Source organism: Daejeonella sp., assembly GCF_030695525.1.
In the GTDB taxonomy this organism is placed as follows: Bacteria; Bacteroidota; Bacteroidia; order Sphingobacteriales; family Sphingobacteriaceae; genus Daejeonella.
Map to the genome: position 1 here is coordinate 48391 of NZ_JAUYSS010000048.1, position 18322 is coordinate 66712.

Genomic DNA, 18322 nt, shown 5'->3' on the forward strand with positions numbered 1-18322 from the left:
AATATGTTCTAAGGTCCCTCCTGCGTCGGCCTTGCCTGCCGGCAGGCAGGGATGACAGCCAGAATGGAATTGAAAGTGGAGAAAGTTGATAGGCAGCAAAAACAGCTAAATAATTACTACTAATTTTAAAATGTAGGTATAAATTACCGGCAGACAACAGACAGCAGACAACACATAACTGATAACAGAATAAAAGATAAAGAGCAATTCTTTGCTCCTTATTCCTTAATCAATTAATAACATGAGCACAGCAAAAACCAAATCAATCAAAGGCGGAGAATTTATTATCCGCGAAACGGCATGTGAGGATATTTTTATCCCGGAGGAGTTTGATGAAGAGCAGTTGATGATCAAAAAAACCTGTGAGGATTTTTTGGTGGCAGAAGTTTTTCCTAATCTCGACAGGATCGATAACCAGGAAGAAGGATTAATGGTAAACCTGATGGATAAGGCAGGTGAACTGGGTTTATTGGCTGTTTCTATCCCTGAAGAGTATGGGGGCTTTGGAAAAAACTTCAATACCTCCATGCTGGTGGCAGATTCAGTAGGGGCAGGATGTTCATTCGCTGTTGCACTTTCGGCACATACTGGAATCGGTACCTTGCCTATACTTTATTATGGTAATAAAGAGCAAAAGGATAAATACATCCCCAAACTGGCTACCGGCGAGTGGAAAGCATCTTATTGCCTTACCGAACCCAATTCAGGTTCTGATGCTAATTCAGGAAGAACAAAAGCGGTACTGAATGCAGAGGGTACTCACTACCTGATCACTGGTCAGAAAATGTGGATCACCAATGGTGGTTTTGCAGATATATTTATTGTTTTTGCAAAAATCGATGACGATAAAAACCTATCTGCATTTATTGTTGAAAAGGATTTTGGCGGAATTACGATGAACCCTGAGGAACATAAACTGGGTATTAAAGGATCTTCAACAAGACAGGTGTTCTTTAACGACTGTCCGGTTCCTGTCGAAAATCTGCTTTCAGAGCGTGAAAATGGCTTTAAAATAGCCGTAAATATTCTGAATATCGGCCGGATTAAACTTGGTGTTGCGGCTATCGGTTCTTCACGTATGGTCTTGAACCAGGCGATAAATTATTCAAATGAACGTATACAGTTCAATTTGCCAATTTCAAAGTTCGGTGCTATTCGCTATAAACTTGCCGAAATGGCTACCCGTAATTTTGCTCTTGAAAGTGCATCTTACCGTGCCGGACAGAATATCGATGATGCATATGATGCTTTGGTAGCAGAAGGTATGGACCCTTCACAGGCTAAATTGAAATCTACAGAGCAATTCGCTGTGGAATGTGCAATTATCAAGGTTTGGGGATCTGAAGTTTTGGATTATATCGTAGACGAAGGTCTGCAAATCTATGGTGGTATGGGTTATTCTGCAGAAGCACCCATGGAGCGCGCTTATCGCGATAGCAGGATCAACAGGATATTCGAGGGTACTAATGAGATCAACAGGATGCTTATCCTTGACATGCTCCTGAAACGTGCCATGAAGGGTGAACTCGATCTGATGACTCCGGCACAGGCCGTTGCGGCTGAATTAATGTCAATCCCTGACTTTGGGGAGGAAGATAATTCACTCTTCGCGGCAGAAAAGCGACTTTTAGCTAACCTGAAAAAGGCCGGTTTGATGATAGCTGGTGCCGCAGTTCAGAAATTGATGATGACCCTGTCAAAAGAGCAGGAGATTCTGATGAATATTGCAGACATCATCGGTTATATCTATGTAGCCGAATCAACTATTCTTAGAGTTGAAAAACTGGTGAAATTAAGAGGTGAAGAAGCATGTTCAGGACAGCTTGATATGATGCGGATCTACCTCTATCAGACTGTTGATAAGGTCTCTGTAGCAGGTAAAGAAGCACTTTATTCATTCGCTGAAGGTGATGAACTAAGAATGATGCTGGTTGGGCTGAGACGTTTTACAAAATCAGAGCCTTTCAATATTAAAGAAACCAGACAACGTGTCGCTAAGCAATTGATTGAAGCAAATAAGTATTGTTATTAGAAAATATGACAAAATGTAAACTATTCGGAAGATTTCTGGCAAACTCTTTGAATGGAAATATCGTATATTCTAGTTAGAAAAAGGTTATTAATGTTAAAGTGTATGAACTTAGTTAATGTAATCACCATAGCAATCCTTGAAATGTCCGGACTGATGGACAAATTAAAGGCCCTGAAGGAGAAGCTACAGGATTTTCTTCCTGATCTTAATCCTCAGGAATCAAATAAAAAGCAATTGATCTATATTCCTCTGCGTGTTTCTGACCAGGACAAGACCAGGAAAAAGTCTTAATGACAATTAAAATTCCAAAATGAACAATGTTATGTATACTGCCGAAGAAATTCAAAATGCTTATATAGATTATGTCCTGACAAAGGGCATTAAACCTGCGTCTGTTTATGTATTTGCAAAAGAGAATAATCTAACGGAAGAGGAGTTCTATAATTTCTACGCTTCTTTTGAAGGGATTGAAGATTCTATCTGGACTGAGCTATTCAATAAAGCATTGACTGAAGTACAAAATCAGGAAATCTGGCAGCAATACTCATCAAGGGAGAAAACTCTTGCATTTTTTTATGCCTTTATTGAGTTGTTGAAAAGTAAAAGAAGTTTTGTCTTATATAGTTTAAAGCAATCGGGGCAAAGCATCGGGACACCTGCAATACTAAAAGGAGTAAAAGTGCTTTTTGAAGGATTTGCTTCAGGGCTGGTGGAACAGGGAGTGGAGTCGGGTGAACTGGCAAACAGGCGCTTTCTAACCTCGAAATATAAGGACGCACTTTGGATTCAGTTTGGTGTCATTTTGAATTTTTGGGCTAAGGATAACAGCCCAGGGTTTGAAAAAACTGATGAAGCAATTGAAAAAGGAATTAATGTTACTTTCGATCTTTTTGGTAAATCACCTTTAGATAGCTTGTTTGATTATGGGAAGTTCATGATGAATAATGGCGGCATGAAACCAAATGTCAAGTTTTAAATAGCCATTCATACAAATAGAACTTCGATTGCTAAATGAAAGAACAAGACAGTATTCCCACATCAAAAACAGAACGCTCTGCAAAATTTGTAAAAACTGGTCTTAAGGTTGGCGGCAACTATATAAAGCATTACTCTAAAAAGTTATTCAATCCCTCACTTAACAATGATGAGTTAAATCTCGATAATGCAACAGATATCTATGCATCATTGAGTGAGTTGAAGGGTAGTGCCCTCAAGGTAGCCCAGATGCTTAGTATGGATAAGAACATATTACCTAAAGCATATGTCGATCAGTTTTCACTCTCTCAGTATAATGCCCCACCATTATCGGGGCCGCTCATAGTAAGAACCTTCAGTAAATATTTTGGTAAAACCCCCTCCGAGATTTACGATGAATTTAACATCAGGTCAACCAATGCCGCTTCTATCGGACAGGTACATCAGGCGAGCTTAAATGGCAAAAAGTTAGCAGTTAAAATTCAATATCCTGGGGTTGGCGACAGTATATCTTCAGACCTAAAAATGGTAAAGCCATTTGCATTCCGCTTGTTGGGAATGAGTCAGAAAGAACTGGAAGTTTACATGACGGAAGTAGAAGAACGGCTTCTTGAAGAAACAGATTATGATCTCGAAATTAAGCGATCCATTGAGTTTTCGGATGCTTGTAAAAACATACCGAATGTGGTTTTCCCTGCCTATTATCCTGAACTTTCCTCAAAAAGAATTATCACCATGGATTGGCTTGAAGGCCAGCACATGAAGGAATTTATGAAGACGAATCCTTCACAGGAACTCAGGAATAAAATTGGCCAGGCTCTGTGGGATTTTTATAATTTCCAGCAGCATGAATTAAGAGCAGTACATGCAGATCCACATCCCGGAAATTTTCTGATCACCTCAGAAGGAAAACTGGGGATTATTGATTTTGGATGTATTAAAGAAATGCCAGACGACTTCTACTATCCTTTCTTTTCGCTTACTTCTACAGATATGCTAAAGGATAAGGCCCGGACTATCAAGGCATTTCGTCAACTGGAAATGATTCGAGAGAATGATGATGCGACGCAAATCGAATTTTATTACCGTATTTATAAGGAAATGATTGAATTGTTTGCACAACCATACATGTCGAATACCTTTGATTTTAGCAAATCTGAATTTTTTGATAAGCTTTATTCCTATGGTGAGAAGATTTCCCGAATGCCTGAATTCAAACAGGCCCGGGGTGTTAAGCATTTTATTTATGTAAACCGGACAAACTTTGGCCTATATAACATGCTTCATGATCTGGGTGCAATTGTGAGAACTGATACCTGGTATCCGCATTTAGAGATTGCTGTTTAAATCAAATTAATCAAAGCCTTGTGTCTTCATCGCCTTCAATAAAAGCTTTATAAATTAAAATATTTTGTTAAAAAATGTTAATCCTTACTTTTTAACGTTTAAAAGGATAAATTTGCTGCAATATGAAAATTCACCTATTACTGTTCTCTATTGTCATGGTGCTTGGATTAAGCTCGTGCCTTAAAGATGACTATGTTGACCCAACTGTTCAGTCACAAAAAGATGATGCAATCATTGTCAAATTTTTGACTGACAATAATATATCTGCAATAAAACATTCCAGTGGCTTGTATTATCAGATTATTCAATCAGGTTCCGGCAATATCACTTATACTGTTAATACAACCGTCACCTCTAATTATACCGGAAGATTATTATCGGGCCAGGTTTTTGATAAATCAACCACTCAACCACTCGCTTTTAAGCTGGGTCAGGTTATTGTAGGCTGGCAGATCGGTGTTCCCCTGATCCAAAAGGGAGGTAAGATCAGATTATTCATTCCTTCTGGTTATGGATATGGACCTCAGGGTTCAGGCCCGATTCCCCCAAATTCGGTACTCGATTTTGATATCGAATTGGTGGATGTTCAATAATAAAAACACAAAATGAAACAATTTTTTAAATACACTTTAGCGGTTATATTTTTGGCAGGTATCCTTGTTTCTTGTGTAAAGGAATACGAGTCAATCGAAGTAATTGATGACCGTAATGTTAAGGAATACATACAGAAAAATAATTTATCTGTTCAGGAGTACAATGGTACAGGTGTTTATTATCAGGTAGTGAGTCCGGGTCTTGGAGCAGAAGTACAGTACTCAGAACTTACTCCCGCAATAATTACGATCCGCTCATTGGATGGTAAATATGTAGCTGTTGATACGTTCAGCAGTGTGAGCAGATATTATAACTACCTTGGATATTTCAGTCCGGAAGCAGTTCGTGTTGGAATTAAGGAGGTGCTGAAAAAATCAAATGGAACGCTCAGGATAATTGTACCTTCACGCCTGGCATTTGGAAGGAATGGTACTGCACAAATACCCGGAAATTCTTCGCTCGATATTGTTGTGAAGGTTATGGAAAAGGATAAAATTCCACAATATGATGATTATACCATAACCAAATATCTGGAAAAGAATGCCTTGACAGGATTTTCTAAAACTCCCAGCGGTATTTATTATAAAATTGGTCAGCCGGGCACAGGAAGCCCGATTACAATTGATTCCACGGTGGTTGCAAATTATACGGGAAAATTGCTAAATGGCACCTTGTTTGATCGGGTATTACCCGGAAGTGAGGCTACTTTTAGTCTGACTTCAGTTATAAAAGGCTGGCAGCAGGCAATACCCCTGATTAATCAGGGCGGAAATATTCGTATGATCATTCCTTCAACACTCGGCTATGGTATGGAGGGCAGTTCGCCATCTATTCCACCATTTTCCTGTCTTGATTTTGAGGTCAATGTTACTGATGTCAAGTAGTTTTCTTGCAATTTCCTGAGAAGCTGATACTCTTCAGAAATCAAATCTTTCCATTAGGATGATTTATAAGAAGCATATTTTCATTTGCACAAATCAGCGCCCATCCGGTGCAAGAATTTGTTGCGGAGAGGAGCATGGTTCAGCGCTTGTCGCAGAATTTAAAAAATTGATAAAGAACAAGGGACTTGATGTTGAGATGAGAGCACAGCGGACAGGCTGTTTTGATATTTGTGAGCAAGGACCAACTGTTGCAATTTATCCTGAAGGAGTGTTCTACGGTAAAGTACAGCTAAGCGATGTCGAAGAAATCGTTTTCGAACACCTGGAAAATGACAGAATTGTCAGCCGCTTACAAATAATTGAAAAGTAAACATCTAACCTCTACATTTCCTGCCTTATGAGTCCGGGCTTGAGCCCAATGTTATTAGCTTTATTTACGTTGGCAATCTGTCATGCCGAAGGATTGAGGCAACTATTTTGAAGTGTAAATTAGATTTTTCGCTACGCTCTGAATGACAAAATTCCTTAATTTAACCTGAGTTCGGTATAAGTAAGGGCACAAAATACTTTATATTTGATCTGATAAAGCTCTGGAGCCACAATAATTGATTTTGGAAAGCAATACCTGTGTGTTATAGGTTAATTCAGCCCTTTCCTTCGGAGTATTTCCGGCAAGAAATCGCGTTCTACTTCAAATTAGGAATAGCCGGAAGATACCTCCTACGGCAAGGTTTATTTTACCCGGTTCTGTATTTCATTGGGACGGGCAGCCCGGCAGAAGGACCATTTGCCTTTTGAAATAAACCCGGGTGGCAGCTGTACCTTTTTGCCCAGGCAGATTGTTATACTTCAGAGGAATTTCCAGGCAAAAACTATGGCAGAACACGGGTAAGCAGGACCGAAGAGAATCTGACCCTGCTTTCTAAAACAATAAAAAATCTTCAATCTAAATTTACCCTCAGAATGATTTTCTATCGAACTCACTTTAATTAATGACATTGGGATTGACCTGACCTGTCAGTCCGGGCTTGACCCGGACTCAACCACTAATATAATTCTGCAACTGCTCAATCGTCTGTTTTTGATCTTCAATTACAAATTTAACCAGATCGCCAATAGAAATCATTCCTGTAACCTTTCCGTTATCTATTACCGGTAAGTGGCGGATGTGCTTATCAGTCATAATCTGCATACATTGATCAATACTGGAATTCAGATTGATAACTTCCAGTTTGGCCGTCATTACATCTTTGATTTTTGTTTCTTTTGATGATTTACCCTGCAAAATAATCTTCCGGGCATAATCCCGTTCTGTAAAAATCCCTTTTAATTCAGGCCCCTCCATTACCAGCAAAGCGCTGATATTTTTATCCATCATAATTTGCAGCGCATCCAGTACAGAGGCATCCGGGTTAACAAAATAAATTGAATTGGATTTAGTCTGGAAAATATTACTTACTCTTTTCATTACAGATGGTTTATCTATTAAATATAGTTAATTATTCAATTGATATTATCCTGGAATTTTGATCATTGAAAATGATTAGGATTTTTTCGGAAGACCTGATTGATTAAGGGCTATATATAAGAATGTTTGAATTAAAAATTCTCATTGTTCCTGTAAAAATCCTTATCTATTTAAAATCTTACATGAAAATGATCAATAAAGTCAATCTTATGCCCGTAATTTGCCTCAATTTGCTAGTTATAATTAATATTTACTAGTGTGAAGGTATTATGGGGGAGCCTTAAATAAATATGAGCGGTAAAACCATTTTAGTTTGGTTTAGAAAAGATTTACGGATTCACGATAATGAGATTTTAGCGGAAGCGGTTCGAAAAGGTGGCAGGATTGTTCCTGTATATTGTTTTGATCCGCGACAGTTTGAAATGACCTCATTTCAAACCCGGAAAACCGGTCTGATTCGTACCCGTTTTTTATTGGAAAGTGTGGCTGATCTACGCGACTCCTTTAAAAAGGCAGGAGGAGATCTTGTTATTAAATTTGGGCGGCCTGAAATTGTCATTCCTGAGCTTGTTGCAAAGTACCAGATAACTGAAGTTTATCACCACCGTGAAGTAGCATCTGAAGAAACAAGGGTCTCAGCGGATGTAGAGAATGCACTTTGGAAGCTGAAAATTAATCTGAAGCATTTTATTGGGCATACACTCTATCACAAAGAGGACTTGCCTTTTCCAATTAATAGTATCCCCGACATCTTTACCAGTTTTAGAAAGAAAGTTGAGCGTGACGGTTCGGTTAGAACTTGTCATGAAACTCCGCATAGTATGAGTTTTCCTGAGAATCTGGAAACAAGTATTCTTCCGGATCTTTCTGACTTCGGGTTTGATGAGAATGAACCTGCTGATGTGAGATCCGTGATGAATTTCCATGGTGGAGAGACCGAGGCCTTGAAGCGGATTCAGGATTATTTCTGGGAGAAAAATGCCATTCAGAATTATAAGCAAACACGTAATGGTCTTTTAGGTTCTGATTATTCATCCAAGTTTTCTGCCTGGATAGCTTTGGGATGTCTCTCACCAAGGGAGGTTTACTGGGAAATAAAAAAGTATGAGCAGGTACATGGTACAGGTGATTCGACTTACAGTTTTTTTCTGGAGCTGTTATGGCGTGATTATTTCCGCTTCATGTTCAAAAAATACGGGAATAAATTTTTTCAGAAAATTGGATTCAAGGGGGTGGCTCCTGAAGAAGGCGAAAATCAGCAAGAGCTTTTCGAACTATGGAAAAATGCCCAAACGGGTATTCCTTTTATCGATGCTAATATGACTGAATTGAATACAACCGGATTCATGAGTAACAGGGGGCGTCAGAACGTGGCTAGTTTCCTGGTGAAGGATTTGAAGGTTAACTGGATGTGGGGAGCCTCCTATTTTGAAGAAAAATTAATTGACTATTGTCCTGCCAATAATTGGGGAAATTGGGCTTATGTTGCCGGTGTCGGAAATGATCCAAAAGAATACAGGTATTTTAATGTACTCAAACAGGCGATGGAATATGATCCGCATGGAGAATATGTGAGGTTATGGATCCCCGAACTTTCCAAGGTATATGGATTGAATGTTCATCAGCCCTGGAATTTGTCGCAAACTGAACGTGCTGAATATCAATTGATAAACTATCTTGCTGCACCTCCATATGCACCTGAATTGGAAATTGTGAAAAAATCAAATAAATAAAAACGTTAATTAATGGCTTTTAAAGCATATTTCGACAGTTTTACTGAATATTTTTTTTAATTTTCCGGCGTGGATATTACGTGCGTTCCTGTATGCCCCAAAAATCAATTTAGCATACACTTTTACACGATTCTATCCTTAAAATCTTATTTTTGTGTCGCAAACACTTAGTTTTAAATGAAACCTGCATGAGCTTACCGCTCACATAAATATAAAGAATTTAAGCTCATGCAAGCTTCATGGCCATTATAGAGCAATAATATACTAATGAAAAATTTATCATACCTCAATAACGCTAATTCTGCTTATATCGATTCTCTATATCAGCTATATAAAGAAGATCCGGCTTCGGTTGAGTTTGGCTGGCAGAAATTCTTTGAAGGATTCGATTTTGGCCGAAGCTCTGATGCAGGAGTTGTTAGCACTGAAACTCCTGATCATTTCTTTAAAGAGATTAAAGTATTAAATCTTATCAACGGTTACAGACAGCGGGGTCATTTATTTACTAAAACCAATCCTGTTCAGGAACGAAGGGCATATTTTCCCGGTAAGGAACTTTCAACCTTCGGTTTGGATAATGGGGATCTGGAAACAGTATTCAATGCAGGTGTTGAAGTAGGTATCGGCCCTGCCAAATTAAAAGATATCGTGGCTCTTGTTGAGCAAACCTATTGTCAATCGATAGGGGTTGAATATAAATACGTAAGGAATCCTGAAAAACTGAAATGGTTTGAGTTAAGAATGGAATCTGAGCGTAATACGCCAAATTTCAGCATTGAGACCAAAAAAGGAATTCTGAAGAAACTGAATGAAGCCGTTGTTTTCGAGAACTTTCTGGGAACTAAATTCTTAGGCCAGAAACGATTTTCACTTGAAGGGGCAGAAACAGTTATTCCGGCTTTGGATTTTGTCATCGGTAAAGGAGCTGATCTTGGTATCGATGAGTTTGTGATCGGTATGGCACATCGTGGACGTTTGAACGTTCTTGCCAATATTATGCAGAAAACCTATAAAGATATCTTTTCCGAGTTTGAGGGTAAAGGTTTTGATGCAAATACACCCTATGGCGGGGATGTAAAATATCATTTGGGATATTCAACTGATGTTGAAACCGGATCGGGTAAAAAGGTTCATCTAAGCTTATGTCCTAATCCATCACACCTCGAAACAGTAGATTCAGTTGTTCAGGGCATGGTTCGCTCCAAGATTGATTTCAAATATGATGGTGATTATAAGCGTATTGCCCCAATTCTGATTCATGGTGATGCATCACTTGCCGGGCAAGGTATAGCCTATGAAGTCCTGCAAATGGCGAAACTTGATGGGTATAAAACAGGTGGAAGTATTCACCTTGTGATCAATAACCAGGTAGGTTTTACAACGAATTATAAGGATGCAAGGTCTTCCACCTATTGTACCGATCTGGCTAAGGTGACACTATCTCCGGTATTTCATGTGAATGGAGATGATGTGGAGGCCATTATCTATGCGATCAATATGGCAGTAGAATACCGTCAGAAATATCATAATGATGTATTTATTGATATTTTATGTTATCGCCGTTACGGTCATAACGAAGCGGATGAACCAAAATTCACACAACCACTTTTATATAAAGCGATTGAGAAACACCCGAATCCACGCGAGATCTATAATAAGAAATTAATGGAGCAGGGTAGCGTTGACGCCAATCTCGCGAAGGAGATGGAAAAGAACTTCCGTGCCTTGCTTCAGGAAAGGTTGAATGAGGCTAAAGAAGATCAAAGTTATTCGGCTGTTCATCAAATATTCGGTGGTTCATGGAAAGGTTTGCGGCTTGCAAAGGCAGGTGCCTTATATGAGCCGGTTAATACAGCCCTGCCAGCAGAGAATATTCTGTCCATTGCAAAGGAAATAAGCACTCTGCCGGGAGATAAGAAGTTTTTCAAGAAAATTGAAAAGCTTTTTGAAGAGCGTAGTAAGATGTCTGAGACCAAAATATTCGACTGGGCTATGGCTGAGTTGATTGCCTATGGAACCTTGCTTCAGGAGGGTTTCAGAGTACGTGTGAGCGGACAGGACGTAGAGCGCGGTACCTTCTCTCACAGACATGCCGTAATTACCCTGGAGGATTCGGCAGAGGAATATATCCCATTGGCAATGCTTGACAATGGAGCAGCCAAATTCGAAATTTATAATTCACACTTATCTGAGTATGGAGTTTTGGGTTTTGAATATGGTTACGCATTGGCAAATCCAATGGCACTTACGATATGGGAAGCTCAGTTTGGTGATTTTGTGAATGGCGCTCAGATTGTAATTGATCAATTTATAACCAGTGCTGAAACGAAATGGCAGCGATCCAATGGTTTGGTGATGCTTCTTCCTCATGGTTTTGAGGGACAGGGTCCTGAGCATTCTTCGGGAAGGATTGAGCGGTTCCTGGAAGCCTGTGCTGAAGACAATATACAAGTTGCCAATTGTACCACACCTGCAAACTTCTTCCATGTTTTGCGCAGGCAAATGAAACGGGATTTCCGCAAGCCTCTGGTTGTATTTACACCAAAGAGCCTGTTGAGAAGCGCACAATGTGTAAGCAAGCTGGATGAATTTACTGATGGACGGTTCAGGGAACTGATTGATGATACCTATGTTAAGGCTGCTGATGTAAAAAGGGTGTTATTCTGTAGTGGTAAGATTTATTATGATCTTCTTGAAAAGCAACAGACCGACAAAATAAAGGATACAGCGATTGTTCGTCTGGAACAATTATATCCATTACCTTTTGACCAGATTGAAGCCATCAGAAGCAAATACAAACATGCCAAAGAGCATGTATGGGTACAGGAAGAACCTGAAAATATGGGTCCATGGCCATACATTTCCAGAAAATACCGGAATTCATCAATTAATTTTGATTTGGTTTCACGTAAAGAAAGCAGTAGTACAGCAACAGGTTATGCTAAGCAGCATATTGCCCAACAATTATATGTTATTGCCACTGCATTTGAAGCGAAAGCTGCAGGTTCTGAGGTAAAAAAACGGATAGAAAGAACAACGAAGAAAGTTGTTGATATTGACTAATAGAATTAAGAAAAACCATTATGAGTTTAGTGATCAAAGTTCCGCCTGTAGGCGAATCTATTTCCGAAGTTACATTGTCCCAGTGGATCAAAAAAGACGGCGATTATGTTGAAATGGATGAAATTATTGCGGAGTTAGAATCTGATAAAGCAACATTTGAACTTACAGCAGAGAAAGCCGGAACTTTAAAAACCATTGCAAAGGAAGGTGATACACTTGAGATCGGCGCAGCTGTATGCAGCATTGAGGAAGGCGGTAGTCCCGCCGCCGCAAAACCTGCTGCAGAGGCTCCAAATGAACAACAAAGTCCTGCTGTAAAAGTAGAAGCTGCCAAAGCAAGTACTTATGCTTCAGGAGCTCCATCACCATCTGCCGCTAAGATTTTAGCCGAAAAGGGTGTTAACCCCGCTGATGTGAATGGCAGCGGAGTGGGAGGTAGATTGACCAAGGAAGATGCTTTGAAGGCAGCACCAGCCGCTAAAACTGAAAGTACTGCTTCAAAACCTGCCAGCAGCGCTCCTGTAGTAAAAGCAGCCGCAGGTTCAAGGGATGAAAGACGTGAAAAGATGTCTTCATTACGTAAAACAGTTGCTAAAAGATTGGTTACTGTTAAGAACGAGACAGCAATGCTTACTACTTTTAATGAAGTAGATATGCAGCCAATTATGGAACTGCGTTCCAAATACAAAGATAAGTTTAAAGAAAAATTTGGTGTGGGTTTAGGCTTCATGTCATTCTTTACCAAAGCTGTATGTGAAGCCCTGAAAGATTTCCCATCAGTGAATGCCCGAATTGAAGGGGAAGAGGTCGTATTTAATAATTTTGCAGATATTTCCATTGCTGTTTCAGCGCCCAAGGGATTAGTGGTCCCGGTAATCCGAAATGCTGAATCAAAATCTCTTGCAGAAATTGAAGCTTCTGTAATGGAATTAGCTGTTAAGGCCCGCGACAGTAAATTAACTATCGAAGAGATGACCGGTGGAACATTTACCATCACCAATGGTGGTGTATTTGGCTCCATGATGTCAACTCCGATCATAAATGCACCTCAATCGGCAATTTTGGGTATGCATAATATTGTGGAACGACCAGTTGCCCTGAATGGTCAGGTAGTGATCAGACCAATTATGTATGTTGCATTGTCATACGATCACAGAATTATTGACGGACGTGAGTCGGTAGGCTTCCTGGTAAGGGTAAAACAATTGCTGGAGGATCCGGCGAGGTTGTTGCTGGGGGTTTAGCTTTGGAGTTATAAGTTGTAAGTTATACGTTGTAAGTAAAAAGGGTAGTTCATTTTAAATGAAGTACCCTTTTTAATGTTTAAAATATAGTGTTGGCTGCTGTAATTACAGTCCTTTTGAGATATTGCCTGAACCACTTTTCTTGCTGTTCACCGTGGCGTTACCACCGTATCTGATATCTCCTGAGCCACTCATCACGGCTTCCAGTTCTTTATCTGCAATAATTGAAATTTCTCCTGAGCCGCTTACTTTTGCACTGGTATTGGTAGTTTTCAAATTTCGGCCATCAAAATCACCTGAACCTGCAACAGTGATTCTGGCATTTTTTGCATAGCCTTTTGAACTGATTTTTCCTGAACCGCTGATAACAGCAATGTAATTCTCCACCTCAATATTCACTGTCATACTACCTGAACCGCTGATGGTATTATTTAGGTTAGCCGACTTCACTTTGCCCTTCAACTCTACATTTCCTGAACCGCTAAGCACAAGATTGTTGAGGCTTTTGGCTTGTATATAAATATTAACTTTTCCACTATTATTCCAGCTGCGCTTGTTGAGTTGCTTTTTGTCGCGTATTTTTAAAATACCATTCTCCACTTTGGTTTCGATCTCATTAATCACATCGGAATCGCCTTCCAAACGTAAACTCTCGGTATTACTCATCGTGATGTAGACATGGTGTCTTCCGGAAACAGTAATCCCCGAGAATCCTGATACCTGACGTTCATCGTCTCTCAGGTGCATTTTACTGTTTACTGCTGTTGTTGGGATCTTAGCTGTTGTGTATTCTGATCCAATGGCAATAAATAATGCCATTATGAGATATATTCTAAGGTGCTTCATCTTAAATATTTTTTAATTATTTACCGGTAAGGTGTACCGGTCTTTTAATTTTTATTTATTAAGATGAGACGCAGGTTTACAAATAAAGTTGCATGGTTATAAATATATTTTCAGATTTTATTCTGATTGGCTGATTTCTGTTTCAATTTGCTTAAGCCTGATATAGAAATTCAGGGTGTCAGGGCTAAAGGCAGCATTCATTTTTATCTTTTTCCATTCAGTTTCCGGGTTTATCCATTCCATTTTATTTCCGCGTTTAATCCGGATTGGCATGTCAAAATCTTTCACATCAGCCTGCCAGCGATATGAAACCTGATTTCCTTGCTGTTTATACTCAAGAATAGGAATTTGGGCAAACCGGAGGTACTGATCATAAATTTTGCTCATATTTTTTCCTGTAATCCGGTTGATATAATTCACAATTTCCTCTGTATTAGTGGTTTTAAGGCCAAATTCCTTATTCATCCCTCTCAATAATTCCCGCCATTTTTTATCATCATCCAGCAATACCCGGGTCATATGAATCAGGTTGGCACCTTTATAATACATATCCCCTGATCCCTCCTTATTGACATTGTAGGGGCCGATCAAAGGTTTGTTGTTCATGATATTTGACCTGATACCGGCAATGTACTTCGCACCGGCAGCCTTTCCTTCTCTGCTTTCAACATATAAGGCTTCTGAGTACATCGTAAACCCTTCATGAATCCACATATCTGCAATATCCTGAGCGGTAATATTATTCCCAAACCATTCATGGCCTGTCTCATGTATGATGATATAATCCCACTTTAAACCTAGCCCGGTACCCGAAAGATCCCGCCCCCTGTATCCGTTAAGGTATTTATTGCCATAGGCAATTGCACTCTGGTGCTCCATGCCCAAATAGGGGGTTTCAATCAGTTTATAGCCATCGCGGTAAAATGGGTAGGGGCCAAACCAGTTTTCAAAGACACTGAGCATGGGCTTTACATTGGCGTTAAATTGCTTTTTTGCTTTCTCAAGATTCTCCCTCAAAACATAATAATCAAGGCTTAATTTCCCATTTTCTCCCTCGTAAATATCATCAAAGTGGACATAATCGGCCACGTTGAGGCTTACATTGTAATTGTTTATCGGATAAGAAACGAACCAGTTGTATTGGGTATAACTATCTTTAAGGTCTTTTACAGAGAGAAGTCGGCCATTGCTTACATTCATTAATCCTTTGGGGACTGCAATACTGATAAGGATGCTGTCTACCTCATCCGATTGATGATCTTTATTAGGCCACCAGGAACTTGCTCCAAAGCCCTGGCAGGCTACGCTAACCCATGGTTTACCGTTTTGGTCAGCAGAGAAAGTGAATCCTCCATCCCAGGGTGCATTTATCGCAATCGTTGGATTTCCATTGTAATGAACGGTGAATTCAGCCTTGCTCCCTTTTTTTATACTTTCTGGGAAATCAATGAAAACTGCATTGAATTCCCTGCTAAATGGTATTTCTTTTCCCCTATAGCTCACTTTTTCGACGTTCATATTTTCAAAAAGATCAAACTGAAGTCGGTTAAGATCCTGTACCGCCGTGAATCTGAATAGATTTGATCCGCTGATTTTCTTGTTTTCGATATCGAGTTTGATATTCAGATGATAGTAATTGATATCATATGAGCTTCTTAAAGGGCTTAATGTTCCTCTTAGCGTATCTGCCCTTGTAAAGGTATTGCTTTGGCCCTGGCTGCCTGTAATGAAGATAGTCAGGGATAGAATTAGGAGGATCAGAGTCTTTAATTTGAACATGCTGCTTAATCTTGAATATAGCTTGTAATAATTGGGCAAAGAATATCAAATGTAATTAATTAGGATTAATTAGGATTAATAGGATGAAAGGATTAATAGGATTAGGATGGTTGTTTGATTCATATTTGATGCTATTGATTTATAATTCGTGTTAGTTTTTCTTAAAGCAGCCTTTCTAATCCTATCATCCTATCATTCCTATCAATCCTATCAATCCTATTCTATGATTAGCGTGATTCATACTGCATAATAGATTTCGTTATAGCAGCTTTCCAAATCCTAAAATCCTTTCATCCTATCATCCTATCATCCTATTAATCCTAATAATCCTAATAATCCTAATATTTATTAACTTTGATTGAAATTTAAAAATATCCAAAATGCAATTCGACGTAATAGTTATAGGTAGTGGTCCGGGTGGTTATGTTGCCGCCATTCGTTGTTCCCAGCTGGGTTTAAAAACAGCAGTTGTTGAGAAATATAGTACTTATGGTGGCACCTGCCTAAATGTGGGTTGTATTCCATCAAAGGCTTTGTTAGATTCTTCAGAACACTATCATAATGCCCTTCATACATTTAAGGAACATGGTATCAATCTGAAGGACCTTAAGCCCGACCTGAAGCAAATGGTTAAGCGTAAGAATGAGGTGGTAGCACATACTACCGGTGGCATTGCATTTCTTTTTAAGAAAAATAAGATCACTGCCTATCAGGGTATGGGATCAATGGTTGATAAAAATACAGTAAAGGTTAGTAAGGCTGATGGAACATCAGAAACCCTGACAGGTAAAAATGTGATCATCGCAACAGGCTCAAAGCCAACTCAGCTTCCTTTCCTTAAAACTGATGGTAAACGGATCATTACTTCAACAGAGGCATTGAATTTAACCGAAATTCCAAAACACCTCATCCTGATCGGTGGTGGCGTTATCGGACTCGAGCTGGGTTCTGTATATGCCCGTCTGGGATCGAAAGTTACGGTTGTAGAATTTATGGATTCTATTATCGGCACAATGGACAAGAGTCTGGGTAAAGAGCTGCACAAAGTTTTGGCTAAACAGGGAATGGAATTCTTATTGAGCCATAAAGTTACCGGAGCAAGTGTAAAAGGAAACAAGGTAACTGTGACGGCGGATAATCCGAAAGGTGAAAAAGTTACCCTGGAAGGTGATTATTGCCTCGTAGCTGTAGGTCGTGTAGCTTATACTGAGAACCTGGGTCTTGAAAACATTGGAATCACTTTGGATGAGCGTGGTAAAAAGATTCCGGTTAATGAGCAGCTTGAAACATCCGTTCCGGGAGTTTATGCGATTGGTGACGTGATCAAAGGTGCTATGCTGGCTCATAAGGCCGAAGATGAAGGAACTTTTGTGGCCGAAGTTATAGCCGGACAAAAACCTCATATCAATTATAATTTAATTCCAGGAGTAGTTTATACCTGGCCTGAAGTGGCAAGTGTAGGCTATACCGAAGAGCAGTTGAAAGAAAGCGGCACTAAATACAAGAGTGGGTCCTTCCCCTTCAAAGCCAGCGGAAGAGCCCGTGCGAGTAATGATTCAGATGGATTTGTGAAAGTGCTTGCAGATGAAGCTACTGACGAAATTTTGGGAGTACACATGATCGGGCCAAGAGCTGCTGATATGATTGCAGAAGCAGTTGTGGCGATGGAATTCAGGGCATCTGCAGAAGATATTGCAAGAATATCTCACGCACATCCAACCTATACTGAGGCATTTAAGGAGGCAAGTATGGCGGCTACGGAGAATAGGGCAATACATATTTGAGCTGAAAGCTCAAAGCTCAAAGCAGAAAGCTCAAAGCTCAAAGCCAAAAGCCCAATGAAGAGATCTTTTTCTTAATTAGTTATTACTGACAACAGGTAACTGACAACTGACAACAGAAATGCAAATTCTGCTCCATATTGCAATAATCCTACTCACCATTGCAGCTATGGAGGCTTTTTCATGGTTTATTCATAAGTATCTGTTTCACGGTCCCTTATGGTTTATTCATAAAAGCCATCACACTGAGCGGCATGGTTGGTTTGAATTTAATGATGTGTTTAGTCTGTTTTTTGCAATAATTTCCCTTTATCTGATGTGGGAGGGAAGGCTGGATTTAAATTATAGCTTTTGGATCGGGCTTGGAATTTCGGTCTATGGAATGATCTATTTCATTTTTCATGATTGGTTCATACACAACCGTTTGAAGAGTTTTAAATCAGGCAACCGATACCTTTTAGGGATCAGAAGGGCGCATAAGATCCATCACAAATCAACCGAAAAGAATCCTTCCGAAGAATTTGGTCTGCTGCTTGCATCCAAAAAGTATTTCAGACAGAAATAAATGCTATTTTC

Annotated in this window: 15 protein-coding genes; 12 read left to right on the forward strand and 3 right to left on the reverse strand. The window is 39.5% G+C overall.

The genetic code is table 11. The annotated features are described in order from the left end of the window. The first annotated feature begins 241 nt into the window (after nt 1-241). The 7 genes from Q8S11_RS11560 (at nt 242) to Q8S11_RS11590 (ending at nt 6202) form a co-directional block, all read left to right on the forward strand. Nucleotides 242-2032 (forward strand): acyl-CoA dehydrogenase family protein, encoded by a 1791-nt coding sequence (locus Q8S11_RS11560; RefSeq protein ID WP_305662261.1) that lies wholly within the window; start codon nt 242-244, stop codon nt 2030-2032. 102 nt (nt 2033-2134) lie between these two features. Beyond that, nucleotides 2135-2323: a hypothetical protein gene (locus Q8S11_RS11565; RefSeq protein ID WP_305662262.1), complete on the forward strand. Its 189-nt coding sequence runs from the start codon at nt 2135-2137 to the stop codon at nt 2321-2323. Between the two features lie 19 nt (nt 2324-2342). After that, entirely contained in the window at nt 2343-3008 is a 666-nt protein-coding gene (locus Q8S11_RS11570) for a TetR family transcriptional regulator C-terminal domain-containing protein (protein WP_305662263.1), read from the forward strand. 35 nt (nt 3009-3043) lie between these two features. After that, nucleotides 3044-4354: an AarF/ABC1/UbiB kinase family protein gene (locus Q8S11_RS11575; RefSeq protein ID WP_305662264.1), complete on the forward strand. Its 1311-nt coding sequence runs from the start codon at nt 3044-3046 to the stop codon at nt 4352-4354. Nucleotides 4355-4476: 122 nt separating this feature from the next. After that, the gene (locus Q8S11_RS11580) at nt 4477-4947 is read left to right on the forward strand and encodes an FKBP-type peptidyl-prolyl cis-trans isomerase (RefSeq protein ID WP_305662265.1); all 471 of its coding nucleotides are present in this window, start codon (nt 4477-4479) and stop codon (nt 4945-4947) included. Between the two features lie 12 nt (nt 4948-4959). Next, nucleotides 4960-5832 carry an FKBP-type peptidyl-prolyl cis-trans isomerase gene (locus tag Q8S11_RS11585; protein ID WP_305662266.1) on the forward strand — a complete coding sequence of 291 codons (873 nt, stop codon included), beginning with the start codon at nt 4960-4962 and terminating at the stop codon, nt 5830-5832. Nucleotides 5833-5890: 58 nt separating this feature from the next. Further along, nucleotides 5891-6202 carry a ferredoxin gene (locus Q8S11_RS11590; protein ID WP_305662267.1) on the forward strand — a complete coding sequence of 104 codons (312 nt, stop codon included), beginning with the start codon at nt 5891-5893 and terminating at the stop codon, nt 6200-6202. 669 nt (nt 6203-6871) lie between these two features. Here the strand turns inward: Q8S11_RS11590 and Q8S11_RS11595 are convergent. Further along, nucleotides 6872-7300, reverse strand: coding sequence for a CBS domain-containing protein (locus Q8S11_RS11595; RefSeq protein WP_305662268.1), 429 nt, complete (start codon nt 7298-7300; stop codon nt 6872-6874). 290 nt (nt 7301-7590) lie between these two features. On the opposite strand from Q8S11_RS11595, the gene Q8S11_RS11600 reads away from it, so the two are divergent. The 3 genes from Q8S11_RS11600 (at nt 7591) to odhB (ending at nt 13340) form a co-directional block, all read left to right on the forward strand. Continuing rightward, entirely contained in the window at nt 7591-9033 is a 1443-nt protein-coding gene (locus Q8S11_RS11600) for a DASH family cryptochrome (RefSeq protein ID WP_305662269.1), read from the forward strand. Between the two features lie 267 nt (nt 9034-9300). Further along, on the forward strand, nt 9301-12096 hold the full coding sequence (locus tag Q8S11_RS11605) for a 2-oxoglutarate dehydrogenase E1 component (RefSeq protein WP_305662270.1): 2796 nt from the start codon (nt 9301-9303) through the stop codon (nt 12094-12096). Between the two features lie 20 nt (nt 12097-12116). Continuing rightward, a complete protein-coding gene (odhB, locus tag Q8S11_RS11610; protein WP_305662271.1) occupies nt 12117-13340 on the forward strand; it encodes a 2-oxoglutarate dehydrogenase complex dihydrolipoyllysine-residue succinyltransferase in 1224 nt (407 codons plus the stop codon). Nucleotides 13341-13445: 105 nt separating this feature from the next. Here the strand turns inward: odhB and Q8S11_RS11615 are convergent, their stop codons facing one another. Continuing rightward, on the reverse strand, nt 13446-14186 hold the full coding sequence (locus tag Q8S11_RS11615) for a head GIN domain-containing protein (protein ID WP_305662272.1): 741 nt from the start codon (nt 14184-14186) through the stop codon (nt 13446-13448). Between the two features lie 117 nt (nt 14187-14303). Then, nucleotides 14304-15965 (reverse strand): M1 family metallopeptidase, encoded by a 1662-nt coding sequence (locus Q8S11_RS11620; protein ID WP_305662273.1) that lies wholly within the window; start codon nt 15963-15965, stop codon nt 14304-14306. A gap of 380 nt (nt 15966-16345) precedes the next feature. Between Q8S11_RS11620 and lpdA the strand changes: the two genes are divergently transcribed. Both lpdA and Q8S11_RS11630 read left to right on the forward strand, forming a co-directional pair. Further along, entirely contained in the window at nt 16346-17749 is a 1404-nt protein-coding gene (gene lpdA, locus Q8S11_RS11625; RefSeq protein ID WP_305662274.1) for a dihydrolipoyl dehydrogenase, read from the forward strand. Nucleotides 17750-17867: 118 nt separating this feature from the next. After that, a complete protein-coding gene (locus tag Q8S11_RS11630; RefSeq protein WP_305662275.1) occupies nt 17868-18311 on the forward strand; it encodes a sterol desaturase family protein in 444 nt (147 codons plus the stop codon). The last annotated feature ends 11 nt before the right edge of the window (nt 18312-18322 follow it).

Bases quoted from the DNA above. Each gene is read 5' to 3' on its own strand.
- odhB (WP_305662271.1), top strand. From the start codon at position 12,117: ATGAGTTTAGTGATCAAAGTTCCGCCTGTAGGCGAATCTATTTCCGAA.
- Q8S11_RS11580 (WP_305662265.1), top strand. From the start codon at position 4,477: ATGAAAATTCACCTATTACTGTTCTCTATTGTCATGGTGCTTGGATTA.
- lpdA (WP_305662274.1), top strand. From the start codon at position 16,346: ATGCAATTCGACGTAATAGTTATAGGTAGTGGTCCGGGTGGTTATGTT.
- Q8S11_RS11630 (WP_305662275.1), top strand. From the start codon at position 17,868: ATGCAAATTCTGCTCCATATTGCAATAATCCTACTCACCATTGCAGCT.
- Q8S11_RS11600 (WP_305662269.1), top strand. From the start codon at position 7,591: ATGAGCGGTAAAACCATTTTAGTTTGGTTTAGAAAAGATTTACGGATT.
- Q8S11_RS11585 (WP_305662266.1), top strand. From the start codon at position 4,960: ATGAAACAATTTTTTAAATACACTTTAGCGGTTATATTTTTGGCAGGT.
- Q8S11_RS11560 (WP_305662261.1), top strand. From the start codon at position 242: ATGAGCACAGCAAAAACCAAATCAATCAAAGGCGGAGAATTTATTATC.
- Q8S11_RS11605 (WP_305662270.1), top strand. From the start codon at position 9,301: ATGAAAAATTTATCATACCTCAATAACGCTAATTCTGCTTATATCGAT.
- Q8S11_RS11565 (WP_305662262.1), top strand. From the start codon at position 2,135: ATGAACTTAGTTAATGTAATCACCATAGCAATCCTTGAAATGTCCGGA.
- Q8S11_RS11590 (WP_305662267.1), top strand. From the start codon at position 5,891: ATGATTTATAAGAAGCATATTTTCATTTGCACAAATCAGCGCCCATCC.
- Q8S11_RS11575 (WP_305662264.1), top strand. From the start codon at position 3,044: ATGAAAGAACAAGACAGTATTCCCACATCAAAAACAGAACGCTCTGCA.
- Q8S11_RS11620 (WP_305662273.1), bottom strand. From the start codon at position 15,965: ATGTTCAAATTAAAGACTCTGATCCTCCTAATTCTATCCCTGACTATC.
- Q8S11_RS11615 (WP_305662272.1), bottom strand. From the start codon at position 14,186: ATGAAGCACCTTAGAATATATCTCATAATGGCATTATTTATTGCCATT.
- Q8S11_RS11595 (WP_305662268.1), bottom strand. From the start codon at position 7,300: ATGAAAAGAGTAAGTAATATTTTCCAGACTAAATCCAATTCAATTTAT.
- Q8S11_RS11570 (WP_305662263.1), top strand. From the start codon at position 2,343: ATGAACAATGTTATGTATACTGCCGAAGAAATTCAAAATGCTTATATA.